Annotated in this window: 12 protein-coding genes, 1 tRNA gene and 1 pseudogene; 4 read left to right on the top strand and 10 right to left on the bottom strand. The window is 34.4% G+C overall.

Annotation, left to right across the window (positions count from 1 at the left end; genetic code table 11):
• Positions 1 to 85 precede the first annotated feature (85 nt).
• From wTKK_RS04335 to wTKK_RS04325, 3 genes are read left to right on the top strand one after another with little or no spacing between them, the layout of a single operon-like run.
• Positions 86 to 451 carry a hypothetical protein gene (locus wTKK_RS04335; RefSeq protein WP_407512328.1) on the top strand — a complete coding sequence of 122 codons (366 nt, stop codon included), beginning with the start codon at positions 86 to 88 and terminating at the stop codon, positions 449 to 451.
• Between the two features lie 51 nt (positions 452 to 502).
• Entirely contained in the window at positions 503 to 2,857 is a 2,355-nt protein-coding gene (locus wTKK_RS04330; protein ID WP_407512326.1) for a VirB4 family type IV secretion/conjugal transfer ATPase, read from the top strand.
• Positions 2,838 to 5,657: a hypothetical protein gene (locus wTKK_RS04325; protein WP_407512325.1), complete on the top strand. Its 2,820-nt coding sequence runs from the start codon at positions 2,838 to 2,840 to the stop codon at positions 5,655 to 5,657. Before wTKK_RS04330 ends, wTKK_RS04325 begins: the two co-directional genes overlap by 20 nt.
• A gap of 233 nt (positions 5,658 to 5,890) precedes the next feature.
• Here wTKK_RS04325 and wTKK_RS04320 read toward each other — a convergent pair whose 3' ends face one another.
• The 10 genes and pseudogenes from wTKK_RS04320 to wTKK_RS04275 form a co-directional block, all read right to left on the bottom strand.
• The gene (locus wTKK_RS04320; protein ID WP_407512324.1) at positions 5,891 to 6,046 is read right to left on the bottom strand and encodes a hypothetical protein; all 156 of its coding nucleotides are present in this window, start codon (positions 6,044 to 6,046) and stop codon (positions 5,891 to 5,893) included.
• A gap of 83 nt (positions 6,047 to 6,129) precedes the next feature.
• Positions 6,130 to 6,867, bottom strand: a pseudogene (locus wTKK_RS04315) (ankyrin repeat domain-containing protein).
• Between the two features lie 85 nt (positions 6,868 to 6,952).
• Positions 6,953 to 7,732, bottom strand: coding sequence for an SDR family oxidoreductase (locus wTKK_RS04310; RefSeq protein ID WP_407512323.1), 780 nt, complete (start codon positions 7,730 to 7,732; stop codon positions 6,953 to 6,955).
• 4 nt (positions 7,733 to 7,736) lie between these two features.
• Complete coding sequence (locus tag wTKK_RS04305) at positions 7,737 to 8,381, bottom strand: alpha/beta hydrolase (RefSeq protein WP_407512321.1); 645 nt, start codon at positions 8,379 to 8,381, stop codon at positions 7,737 to 7,739.
• Positions 8,382 to 8,599: 218 nt separating this feature from the next.
• Positions 8,600 to 9,220: an ankyrin repeat domain-containing protein gene (locus wTKK_RS04300; RefSeq protein ID WP_407512781.1), complete on the bottom strand. Its 621-nt coding sequence runs from the start codon at positions 9,218 to 9,220 to the stop codon at positions 8,600 to 8,602.
• A 448-nt stretch (positions 9,221 to 9,668) separates the two neighbouring features.
• A complete protein-coding gene (locus wTKK_RS04295; RefSeq protein WP_407512320.1) occupies positions 9,669 to 10,034 on the bottom strand; it encodes a hypothetical protein in 366 nt (121 codons plus the stop codon).
• Positions 10,035 to 10,128: 94 nt separating this feature from the next.
• Positions 10,129 to 11,925 (bottom strand): M24 family metallopeptidase, encoded by a 1,797-nt coding sequence (locus wTKK_RS04290; RefSeq protein WP_407512319.1) that lies wholly within the window; start codon positions 11,923 to 11,925, stop codon positions 10,129 to 10,131.
• Between the two features lie 8 nt (positions 11,926 to 11,933).
• The gene (mnmG, locus tag wTKK_RS04285) at positions 11,934 to 13,859 is read right to left on the bottom strand and encodes a tRNA uridine-5-carboxymethylaminomethyl(34) synthesis enzyme MnmG (protein WP_407512318.1); all 1,926 of its coding nucleotides are present in this window, start codon (positions 13,857 to 13,859) and stop codon (positions 11,934 to 11,936) included.
• Between the two features lie 89 nt (positions 13,860 to 13,948).
• Positions 13,949 to 14,179, bottom strand: a complete 231-nt coding sequence (locus wTKK_RS04280; RefSeq protein ID WP_407512316.1) for a hypothetical protein — start codon at positions 14,177 to 14,179, stop codon at positions 13,949 to 13,951.
• A gap of 447 nt (positions 14,180 to 14,626) precedes the next feature.
• Positions 14,627 to 14,702, bottom strand: a tRNA-His gene (locus wTKK_RS04275).
• A 131-nt stretch (positions 14,703 to 14,833) separates the two neighbouring features.
• On the opposite strand from wTKK_RS04275, the gene murJ reads away from it, so the two are divergent.
• Positions 14,834 to 16,330, top strand: coding sequence for a murein biosynthesis integral membrane protein MurJ (gene murJ, locus wTKK_RS04270; protein WP_407512315.1), 1,497 nt, complete (start codon positions 14,834 to 14,836; stop codon positions 16,328 to 16,330).
• Positions 16,331 to 16,416: the final 86 nt, after the last annotated feature.

The raw sequence follows: 16,416 nt of genomic DNA, 5'->3' as shown, positions 1-16,416 counted from the left end.
ACTTATGGTGAGCAAGTGAATTAGGTTCTTGCCTATTGATGTAAAATTTGTTACATTTGAGGAGTATCTTAAAAGTATTTAGCTGATGCACATTCAATTGGGTAGGGTTTTTTCTATTGTAGCCCTATTAGCTTTTATCTTCATGTCATGTTCCAGCAAAGCAAGTGATGAATTGAAAAATATACCAGGAACGTTGAAAGAACTTATTTCTTCATTTTCATTTAAAGATACTGTGGAAAATATGAGTCCCTCAACAATTATAGGTTTATGTATAGCTACAGTGATACTTGCGGTAGTGTTCAGAGGCCTAATTTTTTTCATGATAATATTTGGCGTACTGATCATGATGTTTGGAAGCACAGAAAAGGCAAAAGATTACCTGAAAGAAAAGTTCAACTTTGCAAAGGACATGCAGTTACAATCCAATAACAAAAAAGAGGATAAGGATTAAGTAGGATAGATGGTTCTTTATTATCTTTTTATTGAATACGCATGATATTATATGCAGCCAAAAGTACCGGCCACTAGCTCTAATTCTGAAAAAAAGAACAATTTAGCGTTACTAGAAAGTATTAATTTAGATTTTATCCCTTATGCTTGCCACTACGATGAAGAAACTATACTAACAAAACAGGGGGAATTATTAAAAATAATCAAGTTAGAAGACTATTCTTCAGTTGATAACTATGGTGATCTTAGAACTGAAATTAGAAAAAGTATATCAAAAAATATCAAGAGTTTATATTTTACCGTTTGGATTCACACTGTCCGTAAGCGCAATAAACTGAGCTTACAGTGGAATAAAACTGCAGACTTTTCCGATCAGCTACACTCAACGTGGTTTAATAAACTAGTTGATAGTAAACTACAGTATATAAATGAATTGTACATTGTGGTGTTGCTTGGTGGTTTTGGCAAACATATTAATAATGCATTTTTTTTTGGCGGGATAAAGAATAGACACAAGTTATTTTTACAAAAAAATCATCAAGAATTACAAAAAATAACTGACCTGATTCAAAAAGATTTAGAACCTTTTGGAGCTAAAAAACTGGGCCTTAGGTCTAGTGAAGGCAAAATATATTCTCAAATGACGGAATTTCTCCATTACATTATTACATTAACGCACAAAGATTATCCGATATGTGAAAGGGATCTATCGCAGCATGTTAAAAACTTAAAAGTAGCTTTTGGTTTCAATAAATTTCAGACATCGTTTGAAGGTCAACAGAAGTTTGGTTCTATTTTTTGCATAAAGGAATATCGAGAAATCCCCTTAGAAAATATAGATAGGTGTTTGCAACTTGACTCTGAGCTTATCATCACAGAAATAATAATATTTACTAGTAATAATAAAGCAGTAAAAGAATTTAAAAAACAAATTAATATGCTGCAAATCAGTGAGGACAATACCTTACTTCAAAACTCAGGAATAAATGAAATAATAGAGCTTGAAAAAATTTCTGCTATGGATTTTTGTCAACAGAAAATTGTTGTTACAATCTTTGCAGATGATAAGAATAGGTTAGATAAAAATATCAGAGATTTATCCTCTGTAATGTCGTTAATCGGGTTGATGATGTTTAGAACTGATCTGCACATGGAAAATCATTTTTGGGCACAGCTTCCTGGAAACTTTGCTTTTGTTACACAACCAAAAAATATATTAGAAAAATATGCTTGCAGCTTTGCTATGTTGCATGATTTTACATCAGGTACGTTAAAAGGAGGAAGATGGAAAGAAGCAGTAACAGTTTTTTTTTCAAAAAAAGGCAGTCCTTACTTTTTTAACTTTCATGGAAAGAAAAACAATGGTCATACCACAATACTTGGAGCTCCAAATTCAGGTAGAACCTCACTGATCAACTTCTTACTTTCGGAATCAAGAAAATTTAACCCTAGGATCGTTATATTGGATAATACTGGAAAATCAATAATATTTACTAAAGCAGTAAGCGGTCAGTATTACATAATTGATCCAAAATATAAAGATAAAAGTCTAAAATTCAACCCACTGAACATTGAAAATAGTGCTTCTAATCGCAATATCCTTGTTGAATTGATCAAAAGGATGGTTGCAGATGCAAGTTTGGTAGACATAGAAGAAAAGACAAAAAAAATTGTAGATTCCATATTTGCTATACCAAGAGAATCGCGATCTATTTCTCAAATTTCTGAAGTGCTTTTACTTCTTGGGGGTAAAATAAGTAAATGGTGTGGTGATGGTGAATTTTCTTACTTATTCCAAGGTGGTGATGAGTCAGACATTAACTGGGGAACAAAAACTATATCCCTCAATATTGCAAATCTCACTAAGCAAAAAGAATGTATGTCCGTGATACTTTACTATTTCTTATACTCTTTCGAAGCAAAATGTGATGGCTCACCTGCAATACTTGTTTTGGATGAAGCATGGGAGATAAGTAATATTTTTCCTACAGAGGAAGAGTTTGACAACTGGATGCAAAGAATGACAAAGTTAAATGTTGTAGTAATTCTAAGTACTGAAAACTTAAACCTAGCATTTGCTAGCAAGTTTACTCAATATTTAGATAAGCATGTCGATACGAGAATTCTGATGCCTAACATAAATGCAAACAGGTTATACATGAAAGCATTTTCTCTGTCGAAAGAGGAACTGAATGTCATTTTGCAAACACCAACACAGGAAGGTTTATTTTTGATAAAGCAGTACAAAGGTTTAGTAACTTTAAATCTAGATTTGAAGAATATGAAAGAAATACATGTACTTTCAGCTAATAAAGAGACTATAAAGTATATGTATGAAGCAATAAAGGAAAAAGGCGAAAAAGTGAGTAAGTGGTTACCGTCGTTCTATGAAAAATGTAAAGCTTAATTTTTTATTGATATTCTCCTTGATATTTTGTCTTTCTTATCAAGGATGTGCTGATTGTCCAGCATTTGTAAAAAGTAATACTGAAATTGAAGCTATAGGAAGTAAAGCAGGAAAAGGTATTGCGAATTTTTTTACAGGCAAATGGAGCGATTTAGATTTTGATGAAAAATTATTGCAACTTATTAAAGTTACAGCAGTAAATAATCAGGGACCAGAAGGTTACTTCGATCCAAAGATTAAGGTCTGTGATTACAAAGGGAACGACAACTGTGATATATTATCCGGTGGAACATTCTGCCGCCACATATATGGAACGCAGAGTACAGGAGCTGGAGTTTCTGCAGCAGCTTTTATCGATTGGGAAGGAGATAAAACAAAAGCTGGAGGAGAAATTGACCAAGGTCTTGGATGGGAATGGGCAGATGGTGTTACTGATGAAGAAAAAGTAAAATTTGCTAATGCCCCGAAAATATGCGCTTGTAGTCAAAAGGGGGCTTGTATGTCAGGAATTTCTTCATGGGGCTCTAGAGTATTTTCTGGGGAAAATATTTTTCTTCTTGGAGAGATGGGAAAAGCTTGTGATACATGCTATCAAACAAAAGTAAAGTGTGCCCCTGTGCAACTTGCACCTGGCCCACCTGCATTTTGTGAACAACTTGCGATATCACCACCGCAAGTTAAAATTGTTCCTATAACAAATGAAGAAAATGATTATTTCCATCCAAGAGTTGGAGTCATTATTGGTGAGCTGAAAGAAAGAAGGGAGATATATGTTCCATCTGCTGTTTCAAATCACAAGAATATTTCAAGTTGGACATATTCCATTCCAGATAAAGATACTATCCATTATTTCAAAACCTATAGAAAGAAAGGTCAGCTCTGCGCTGAATATTATGGTACTGAAAAAGAAGAATCAAAAAGAAAATTACAATTTCCTGCCCGTTGTTTTCCATCACCACCTGCTCCAAAGCCTGAGGAAATAAAGGTAGTAAATCAAAATACGCTAGAGGTAAAAATGAAGATGGATGAGAGAGTTTGTACTGAGAGGGCACGTGGAACTCACAATAATGGAGTCTGTACTTTTAATGTTAATGCTGACACCAGTCGCTCTATAGAAGTCGGCCCTCTATTCTTAAAAGTAGTAAAGCCGGCAATAGTAGAAAAAACAACTGGTACCGGTAACATAAAAAGCGATATCGATAACATAATAGAAGATATATTAAAAAGTAATTCGCAATTTGAAGTTCTAGAAAAATATGGGTATGTTCCCGATATCGAAGCAGAATGTAAAGAGTTTCAGGAAAATAAGTGCAAACTGGATAATTTAGGATATCCTAAAATAGAAGTAAAATATAAAGAAAATCCTAAAAGTAAAATGCTATGCCTTTCTGGTTGGCAGCCAGAACCCGAAGAATTCGTTCTTGAAAAAGGAAGTCAGCTAATATCACTGAAGTCAATGAGAGCAAGCTATGCTAAACACAATACTGTTTACTCGAAAGAATCAAATCAATCTTATTATTTTCCTTGCAAAAAAGGGGAAATTATTGAATTAGTTGATGTTTTAGCAAAGCCACAAGATGCACTAGATGAAATAATATTCAATAAGAAAGGATATATTTCTATTCCTGAAGAAAATAAGCCTCGAGATAATTGCATGGCAGAAGAGGATAAAGAGGTAGATACAAAACAAAATTGTGACAAATGCAAAATAGTATATGAGTTAACAGATGGAAAGTATGAAGAAAAAAACTGTAATCACGGTGATGATGGTTGCCTCTGCTTTGATGGAGTATGTAGTCGCTCAACACAGCATGTGAACAAGGACAACAAGCCTTTTTACTTGAGAGTTTCACAGAATGAAAATGGAGTTGTAAAGAAGTTAGATCATCCAATTAAAGCAAATAGAACAGAAGTATTTTTTGCTGATAAATTATGCAGATTCGATTTAGATGGTTTAAAAAAGAGATTGCGTGAAATAATAATAGCACAATTGAAACATAAGAAGCAGATTATTGAAGACAGGGATCAAAAACTTTATGAGCTTGGAGATGGCTATACAGGTGATCTGTCAATGTATGATTACGTTGAAATAGAAGCATGGGGAAGTGGTGAAGCTGGTCATATAGCTGGTAAAGCTAAGTCTACAGAAAATAGACCAGGAATGCCAGGTGATTACATTAAAGCTAAACTGAGAGTCAACCCTAGTTATCCATATATTCAAGTAAAAGTAACAGAAGGAGGTGGTGGACAAGAAAATGATAAATCTAACAAGGATGGAGGACCTACTTTAGTAAAAATGTGCATAGACCTTTCACAAACACTTTGTAAAGATTTAATTACTGTTGCAGGTGGAGGTAGATACAGAACTTATGGGGGAAAGAATTACAAAGATACAATAATTCATGAAAAAAGTTTAAAATTAAAAGAAGAAATTAAGAAAGTGGACAAGCTAAACTCTAGTAAAGATAATAAAATAGCATATATAGAAAATGGTGAGATTGGGTATAAAGATGTAACAAAATGTAGTAAAAACTACGTGAATAAAACATATGGTGCTGGTGGTTGTATCAACGAAAGCAGCAAAAGTTATAGCAAGGGCGCTCCTGGTTATGCGAAAATTAAACCTGTATTTGATGGAATTAATAAAGAAAGAGTAAAAAAAATAGATGGTGCTATTGAAAAAATGATACAAAATACAGATGACATTACAGGTATTGATGATTCCTTAATAAATAAACTTGATGAAAAGATTATTGATACAATTAAAGAAGAAATTAGAAAAGAATTGTCAGGTCTATAGTCAAAGAACCCTGATAATTGCAAATGGGGTAAAGTTGAATTTACATCACTGAGGGTATCTGTTCAGATGCATGTGAAACCAGTGTTTCTTTTTTTTTGTATCTCAGTTCTCATAATATCATCCCAGTGCGTAATGCACAGCTGTACAGAACATTGAAGATGTCATTCCAGTGCGTGACACTGGAATCCATGTAAATTTAACTGGATGCCAATGTCACAAACTAGTTTTCTCATCTATCTTATTTTGCTACTCTGCTGAACAGATACGTCAATTTCATCTACTGATGAGCTAGGTCCGCTGTCCTTTATATGTTGTACCAAAAGCTCCATAATTTTTTTTTGCTCATAAAATTGCTGAAATGAATATATTCCATTCGAGCCAACTAACACGAAGAATCCTCCTTGTACATTTGGAGGATTATCATGCCAGCTAATGTTTCTTACGTATTCAGCAGCTTGTAAGGAAGTATCTCCTAAAAGGTTTTAATATCAGGATCAGCACCTTTTTCTAGCAGTAATCTTGCCATTTTTTCATTACCTTTCATAGCTGCTATATGTAGAGGTGTATTGCCAAGCTGATTGCCAATATTGACATTCACCCCTCATACACTAAGTAATAATTGAGCTACCTCGTCATGGCCATTATTAATAGCTACACATAAAGGATTCATACTGATATCACAGCCATTGACTTTAGCACCGTTATCAAGAAGCAACTTAACTACTGATGCATGCCCATTCTGAGCAGTTAGATACAAAGGTGTGACATTATTTTTTCTACTATGTTAACATCAGCATTTTTTGTGCTAATTATGAGTATCAAGTAACACCTTTACAACTTCTACAAACCCATTTTGAGCAGCAATATGTAAAGGTGTCTTACCATCAGTACAGTCTTTTATATTGGGATCATCTCCCGCTTTAATTAACTCCTCTACTATAGCTTTGCTTTTAGCTACAACAGCAAAGTGTAAAACTATACTACCTTTAGTAGTTCTTGCATGAATATTAGCTTCTTTACTGATTAGTAACTTTACTACGTCCAAATGTCCTGAATAAACAGCAAAATGCAAGGCTGTAAATCCTTTTTTATCCTTGATATTGATATCAGTTTTTACATTAAGTAATAACCTAACTTCATTTATGTTACCGTTATAAGAGGCTTGATGTAATAGAATATTTTCAACCGGGAGCGATTGAGTGCTGAACATATTTACCTCTATATAATAGTATGCCTAGTGGTGCTACATCAAAACAAGGAACATTCAAGATTTTGCACCTGGCAATCTATTTTCTCTATTCTAATATATACAAATTCTTTAAACCCACCTTGTAATCAGGATAAACTAGAGAGACACCAAGATCTTTTTTAATTTTAGTATTGCTTACTTTTTTTGACCCTAAATAAAAACCCCGTGCGTAATTTGGCACGGAAGAAATCTCAACTGGCTCTGGAGGGCTAATATTGAGAAGCTCGGCTGCATACGTAACCACTTCAGATTGCGTAGCAGGTAAATCATCTGCACAATTGTATATCTCATAAGGCTTTATATTTTGCATGGAAGAAAATAAAATATTCGATATATCTTCAACATGAACACGAGAAAATTTTTTTTTCACATTTCTTGCTTTGCCAAGCTGCAGGTCAATTAGCGCATTTCTACCAGGACCATATATCCCAGCCAAACGAAAAATATGTACAGGCAATTTGCTACTTAGCCACTTCTTTTCAGACTCAAGGCGCTTTTCTCCTCTAATTTCTATAGGCTTTGTTTCAGATTCCTCATTCACCCAATTACCACAGTGGTCACCATAAACATTAGTTGCAGACAGATAACCAAGCCATTTAATATTCTCCAGACAATGACCGTATCTCTCCATAACATCATCGCCGTCTGGAGGAATAGAAACTAAAACATGCGTTACGCTTTTAAGCAGATCTTGATCAACCTTTTCATAATCAAAAAGTTGTATATCTTTATTTCTTGATGTACCGTTAACTTTCCAGCCTAAGTTTAGCAATTTTTTCGATAGAAATTTAGCTACATATCCGTAACCAAAGCAAAACAAGTGCATGGAATTAATTTCCAAAATTCTTCTTGATAAACTCAACCCCTAACCTTATTCCTTCTTCATTAATAATATGGCCTAATCCATGAATTGGGTATCCTTGAGCGTTTACTCCATTTTCTTTTAGAGCTTTAACCGCTAAATCAAGGGAAGAAAAAGGTACCACATCATCAGCGTCACCATGAATAACACATATGCTGGGTTTTGATTTGATCTCCGGTGCAATTTTTGAAGGTGAAAGAAACCTACCAGAATATGCAACAACCGATGCACAAGACTGAAGCCGGGTAAGAGCTACATGCATTGCAAGCATTGCCCCTTGAGAAAATCCAACTAAAGAAAGCTGAGTATCTTTTAAATTAAGCTCCTTTAATTTTGTACCAATAAAATAATTTACAATTGATGCAGCATTTTTCACCCCATTATATAGTGCTTCCTCACTACGATCCTCTAAACTAAACCACTGATAACCATCACCTATTTCTCTTTCAAATGGAGCATTGGGAACTACTAAATATGAATCAGGCAAAAACTTGCTCATAACTTTAGCAAGATGCATGAAATTATCACCACTTGAGCCCCAACCATGAAAAAAAATAATCAAATTTTTCTTATTTTCATTTGGGCAAATTTCTTGGCTTTGTAGTTTAATCATCTCTTTTGTGTTTATGTTTTTTTGTAAAACTGACTGATGCATCAATATTAGACAAAATTCTATAAAATTCAAGAATTTCCATATCACCCAAAAAGGTAAATACTATTTTAAAGATAAAAATCCTATTTCAAAACAAAGCAGTATCTCAAAAGAGCTATATCTTTTCAAATACTTTCTTATTGTTATTTAAATCCGAGCTTCTCGTCCTTAGCATACTGTCAGCGAGGTACTCCATTGAATAGTAAGGATATTTTAAGTGCAGTAACTATAGCCATATCTTGATCTTCACGTTTTTCTCTTTCTACTTTTATAGCTAAATAACCAACTACTGTACCCAACAATAAACCAGTAATAGCTGATGTTGCACACGTTGCAATAGCTGCTTGTGTATTATATGCTACCGCAAAACCCGTAATAAAACCTACTGTACCACAAACGCTAATGCAGACACGCTCCTTCCGAAGTTCTATTTCATTAATTTTCCGTACATGATTTTTCAAGTACTTTCTTGCATCTTGAGTAGTACGTGTTAGGACAGTTGCTCTATAGTAGTTTTTTGTGTTAGCATCTGCTTTTGCTTCTACCAGGCACTTTACTATACCTAAATCACTTCTCTGAGCAGCCAGCATTAGAGGAGCGTTTCCTTTTCTATCTTGCGTATTAACATCTGTATCTCCTTCTTTTACTAGATACTTTACTACATCCCAATGAGCCTTATATATAGCTGATATTAGAGCAGTTGTTTCTTCAAAGCGTCTACCATTACTTCTTGTACTAACATCTACTTCTGCTCTTTCTACCAGGTATTTCACTGCCTCTAAATCACCATTTTGGCAGATGAAAATAATTTAGAAAGTAGCTCAGTACAACTTCTAACTATTCGTGCAATTGATAATGCTTGTAACGTAGAAGGTTTTCTCAATTCTTGAGTATCACCTTCTAATTTTGGTACAAGATTTTTAGCCAAGAAGCTACATGTGTGAAATAATTAAGATTCCCCTTTGTGAAACAACTCAATAAATTTTTTACAGTATTAGATTTGTCACTTTCTTCAATTTCTCTATTTATACCACAATATTCTAACAAAGCATCAAGCATCGCTTTATTGTTAAAATTATATACCATTTACTAGCCCCCTGAATAAACTTCGAAACCATCTTAATCCCTATCAAGGAATGAAGGCATTTTGTAGAGTTTTTCTTTCAATACTTATGCCTTTTACTCAAAATTGGAATGAGAGCAACCTCACTACTGCCATAGCTCTTTGAATACTACTTGTAATAAAAACTACTTAGCTTCAACTTTCTCTATCAATTTCTTGACCAAGCCTCTCAATCTTCTGCTGGAATCATCAAGCTCTTGAATTTGTGAAACATCTTTTCTCATGAGCTCTTTGTGATTACTCTTTATGTAATCACACATTTCCTTCATCTGAGCAATCATCTTGTTGATATCCATACCATCCACATCAGGTATCATGCTAGGCATATTTCCTTCTAGCATACCTCCAGCCATAAGTTGCTGAGACATTTGCATGAATGGCCTTAAGGTCTGTTGAAGCAAATTAGGGTCGCTTGCCAATTTTTCTATTTGCTCTTTGCAAGTATCCATGTACTGCCTCATAAATTCATCATCTTGCACTTTATCTGTCATAATTACACCTATTTGAAACCAGTATTATATATTGTTTTTAATTAAAAACAATACAAGAACAACTATATTAATACTTGATTAAATGACAAATTAACTATTTTAAAGGTTCACATACTCTCCTTAACCATTCCTTATCTTTTATGCCATTTTCTATATTTTTATAAACAAATTGGTGATAGCTATTTATCCATTTAACTTCATCTCCAGTAAGCATTTGTATATCTATTAGCTTTTTATCATAAGGAACAGAGGTCAATTGTTTAAAGCTTAAAAAGACGTTTTCTCGTTTTTCAATATACATCAGATTCTCAATTCTTATTCCATACTTTCCTGGAATATAATAACCAGGCTCGTTAGAAAGTATCATGCCTGGAATGAGCTCCACTTTATTTCCTCTTGATATTGCTTGCGGTCCTTCGTGTACCGAAAGGTAACTTCCTACTCCATGTCCTGTACCGTGCATGTAATCTATTCCAAATTTCCATAAATGTATACGCGCTAATATGTCCAATTCCCCACCAGTGGTACCAGGGAGAAAGACTGCACTTGCTATCGAAATGTGAGCTTTTAGTACTATTGTGTAATGAGCCCGTTGCTCATTAGTTGGGTTGCCAACTGCTATAGTTCTTGTAATATCGGTTGTACCATCAAGGTACTGACCACCAGAATCGATCAAATATAGTCCATCTTTTTTAATAGCTTTATTTGTCTTATTGCTTGCACGATAATGAATGATTGCTCCATTCTCGTTGAATGCTGAAATTGTTGGAAAACTCGATTGCTTAAACAAATTCTGCTCTTTTCTGTATTCTAAAACTTTTTCTTCAACTTCAAGCTCAGTAATTTCACTATCAATATTGTTTTCAAGCCAATATAGAAAATTTGTAACTGCTACTCCATCTTTGATGTGGGCACTTATAGCTCCAGTTATTTCAGTTTTATTTTTTACTGCTTTGTGAATCAAACAAGGATCCTCCTTCTCAATTATCTGCTTATTTTCTATTAGACCTCTTTCATTACTTATTGTCATCTCAGTGCTTGACACTGGGATCAATGCTTTTTTATTTCTGGTCAAGCACTGGAATGACACCGAAGCTGATTTTTCATTTAAATAATGGTTATACAAGGAATCTATTGCATTCATAATGCTCATTGGAGTCGTGCTTGGATCTATCACCACCAAATTTAACTTATGTAGTGAATTTTCTAGCTCACTAATATCAAAAACATTTATATGGTTATCAAAATTTGCTTCTATAGTTGAATGTTTTTTATCTTGAATAAATAAATCAACATTGGCATTTTTATACAATATAGCACGACCCAATATACAAGGAGTATATTCCGCACTTTCATTTCTTAAATTTAATAACCACGAAATTGAATTTGGATCAGTCAGAAGAACTGCTTCAGCCTCTATGTTTTTAGCTACTCTTTCACATTTATCCTTACTACCCTCACCAGATACATGTGAGACTATTGTTTGTACTTTATGACTACTATCTTTTTTAATTAAGTATGGTACTAGTTTACAAATGCCTTCATATTTTCTTATGTCCTTCATAGTAAAATATTGCGGATGGTAACCAAGTGAGGTAGTCAATGTTAAGTTTGCTTTTACCCATTTGTGTGGATCCTCTTCTTGTATATTATATACTCGAAAACTGCCCTGATCGAGCTGAATGCGAGCTTGTGTGATATAGCGTCCATCTGTAAAAAATGGGCACTTATTACTCTTTGTAACGATAAGTAGCCCATTTGTTCCCGTGAAGCCACATAACTCTGCTAACTCTTTTGAATATTCATTTAAATACTCGTCTTTAGTATGCAACATAAATGCATCAACATTTATTTCGTGCATAAACGAGCGAAATTCTTCGATTTTTGACATGGAATACCTTACGCAGAATTAGCAGCTATTTTTATTTTCTTATTCCTAAGGTACACCAATATGCTAACTATTGCTGCTGGAGTGATGCCCTGTATTTGCTTTGCAATGCCAATTGTTGATGGTTTTATTGATTGCAACTTCTCTATCACTTCAGTTGACAAGCCTTTAATCTGTGAGTAGTTGAAATTAGTTGGAATTTGAGTATTAACTTCCTCTTGTAGAAACTTCATATCTGCTTCTTGTCTTACTAAATAAGGCTTGTATTTTGCTTCAATTGCAACTGCTTCATATATTTCATTCTTGGCTATGCTATCAGTTATAGTATTATTCCAGCACATGACGCTGGAATCCATGTTTAACTCTGGCCATATTTCTCGTAATTTATTCCAGTCGATATTTGGATAACCGAGCAAATCTAATGCTGTTTTTCTTATTCCATCATAAGATATTTTAATGCCATAGGACCTGAGCTGCTCAGGAGTAATTGTTAGGCTCTCTAATTTCTCCTCAAGTTGCTTAATGGATTTAAGTTTACCCTGCAAAACAGAGTATCTCTCATGCAACACAAGAGAGATGTCATAACCTTTTTGTGTCAATCTTCTATCTGCATTATCTGACCTGATTGCCAGTCTATATTCTGCACGCGAGGTGAATAATCTGTAAGGCTCAGCAATTCCCTTAGTGACCAAGTCATCTATCATTACACCGACATATGAGTCTGCACGATGAAGAACGAAACTTTTTTGAGATAAAGAGAGTGCTGCATTGATTCCGGCAATAATTCCCTGCCCGGCTGCTTCTTCATATCCAGTGGTACCATTAATTTGACCAGCAAAATATAGTCCTTTAACTTTCTTAGTTTCGAGAGTATGAAATAGCTCTCGTGGATCGATATAATCGTATTCAATTGCATATCCAGGTCTTAATATTTCTGCATTTTCAAGCCCTTTTATACTCTTTATCATTTCATACTGCACTTCGATGGGCAATGAATTTGAAATTCCATTTGGATATATAGTGTTATCATCAATCCCTTCTGGTTCTAGAAATATTTGGTGATTATTTTTTTCTGCAAATTTTTTAACTTTAGTTTCAATTGATGGACAGTATCTTGGTGCAATAACGCTATCTAAATATGAAGAAGCTGATCTGTGAAGATTCTCTCGAATTACTCTGTGTGTATGTTCATTAGTATGAGTAATAAAACATGAAACCTGAGGATGGTTAATTTTCTCTGTAAGATAAGAAAATGGTGTAGGTGGATTGTCACCCACTTGTTCTTGTAATACCGACCAGTTTATAGTGCCACGATCAAGCCTCGGTGGAGTTCCGGTACGTAATCTGCCGAGTTTAAAATCATACTTCTTTAGCGTGTTTGCAAGCTCTATTGAAGGTTTATCTCCCATTCTTCCAGAAGGAGTTGTTTGCTCTCCTATATGAATCACACCACGTAAAAAAGTCCCTGTAGTCAAAACAACTCTGCTTGTCAGTGTACGTTCACCTGAGTCTGTTATTACAGCTTTTATATAAGATTCTCCATTGCTATCACTTTCGATAAGAAAATCGTCAACTGACTCTTCTTTTACTGTCAAGTTGTTATAATTTAGGATAATTTCCTGTATTGCTTTTTTGTATAATTTTCGGTCTGCCTGTGCACGTGGGCCCCATACCGCTGCGCCTCTGCTGCCATTTAAAACGACCGAGTGTATGCTTGCTCGGTCGATAGCTCTTCCCATTATTCCATCAAGGGCATCCACTTCCCTAACTACAACACCCTTTGCAACTCCTCCAATTGCTGGATTACAAGACATTTCTCCTATAGTTGAAATTTTGTGAGTTATAAGTAGCGTGCTTGCACCAAGGCGTGCTGCAGCTGTAGCTGCTTCACACCCGGCATGACCGCCACCTACTACCACTACGTCGTACTTATGCATCTTCTTGAGTAATTACTACTCTATAATATTCCAACTATCAGTGATTGATGTCAAATTTTACAGATTCCAGTGTTACACACTAACTTAGCTCAAATCATCGTCTCTTTTGCAGAAGAAACTTTTTTAACTGTAGGAGAGGTAATACACTCATCCACTTCTTCTTCCTGAGATATTCCAACATATTTAGAATCTGTAATCGAAGTTGCACTTGCTGCAAATGTAATTGCTGATCCATCTACACAATGCACTAAAGATGTGGCTACATAAAACCCCATAATTGTTGCTATTAGCCCTGTGATTGCACTTACTAAGATAATCACTGGTTACTATTGGATTAGGAAGAACAGCAATCACACTTGCATTAAGCACTGCCCCAATCATAGTACTTATAGGTATAGCCATACCCAAAAAAAATTGCTATTTTTCCATGACCTTCCTCAATATGATCTCTTTTGAAAAACCTATATGGCAAACATCCTACGTGCAAAATCGCAATCAATACTAGAGCCATAGAACCAGCAATGCACCTATGGCTAAAGGTGATGAAGTGTCAAAACTTAACCAACAAGCTAATACTACTAGTGCTGACACTATACTATAAGCTAACAAACAAATATACATACAATCCCTCTCACTAATTAACAGGCATCATTTTTACTCTAAATTGCAAACTTTCCCTCCGCCATCTAAATACTAGAGCAACAAGGAATGCTAACGGACGTGCAAAATATCTAGTGTTTATATTTATGTAAAGTAGAAATTTTGAGTGGGGCGAGCGACCAGGATTGAACTGGCGACATTCAGTACCACAAACTGACGCTCTACCAACTGAGCTACGCCCGCCAAGATATAAAATTTTTAACATACGAACACAAATAGTCAATTGATTATTTAAGCTACCTCCTTTTGCAGAGGGTTTTAAATATTTTCATTCATGCTTTTATCATTATACTCAATCGTATTGACACCGTGATATGTTTAAAAGTATTTTCACATTTAGTTTTTTTACAGCTATTTCAAGAATCTCAGGGCTAATAAGAGATGTATTGATTGCTACGGTTATTGGTGCAACCTCTCTTGCAGATATATTCTTCTCCTCGTTTCGCTTTGCTAATTTATTTCGATCGTTTTTTGCAGAGGGGGCATTTACTACCTCATTCATACCATTATACTCTGCAGAGTCATATGATAATAAAAAGGCATTTAATTTCGCAAGTAGTGTAATATCCATTACGTTTATTATTCTAGTAATTTTTTGCCTTATCACACAAACCTTCTTCCCCTACATGATCAAAATCTTCACTCCTGGGTTTGACCAAAATAAATTTACCTTTGCTGTAACTTTGTCGAAAATTATGATGCCCTACATAATCTTCGTGTCAATCGCATCACTTATTGGTGGAATGTTGCAAGTAAAACAGCATTTTGCTTCAACAGCTATTTCACCAATCATTTTGAACCTCTGTTTAATCATCAGTTTGTTTTTACCTTACATTGAAACACCGGCTCATAACCTTTCTATAGCCGTCCTGATTGGAGGGATTTTGCAGCTACTTTTAATAATATTTAGTGCATACAAATTAAAGGCTTTCTTTTCTTTTAGTTTAGAATTAAGTAACGAAGTAAAATTATTTTTTAAACGTGTGATACCTGCAATTATCAACAACTGTGTAATACAAATAAGTGTATGGATTGACACAATCATGGCGAGTTTTATACCAAATGCAGTTTCTTATATATATTATGCCGATAGACTAAATCAACTACCACAAGGAGTAATTGGCACTGCAATTGGTACAGTACTTCTTCCTCTGATTTCAAAACGAATAAATGATACTGAGAATATAGTCAAAATACAGAACAAGGCCCTTAATATAGGGTTAATATTAATTATGCCAATAATTGCTGCTTTTATCATTATTCCTGACATAATTTTACTTACGCTTTTTTCTTACGGCCGATTTGATTATTATGCAGTGCAGCAAACTGTTCCTACATTAGTAGCATTTTCTCTTTCTTTACCCGCATTTATTATAAATAAAGTATTGCTACCCACATTCTTTGCTAGGGGAAAGCTAAAAATACCAACTATGTTCTCATTAACGTGCCTTGCAATTAATGTAATACTAAATCTCATATTAATGAACAAATACCAACATATAGGAATTGCTATTGCTACTTCCATTTCCACTTGGATAAATTCTATTTTATTGATTCATTATTTAACAATAAATAAGATGTATAAGATTAGCCAAGCATTATTACTAAATATTGTAAAAATTCTCACTGCAACATTGGTTATGTCAATAGTTCTTTATCTCTCTAATTACTTATCGGCAGGGTTGTTTTTCGATAGAGGGCTAGCTCGTATTGTTTATTTAGTAACTTTAATAGCTTTGAGTGTTATTATTTATTCTAGCACTCTTTACCTAATTTTTAGAGGAAATTTGAATAATTTGAAATATGTATAAATTACACCCTTTGTATTGCTATATGTCATTTCAGCTACTATTCCAATATCCACTCCTTTCATCCCAGCACCTATTCCTGTCATCCC

It is taken from the genome of Wolbachia endosymbiont of Trichogramma kaykai (assembly GCF_045765165.1).
GTDB lineage: Bacteria > Pseudomonadota > Alphaproteobacteria > Rickettsiales > Anaplasmataceae > Wolbachia.
Note: the sequence above shows the minus strand (reverse complement) of the source record. Positions and strands in the feature narration are given on the sequence as shown.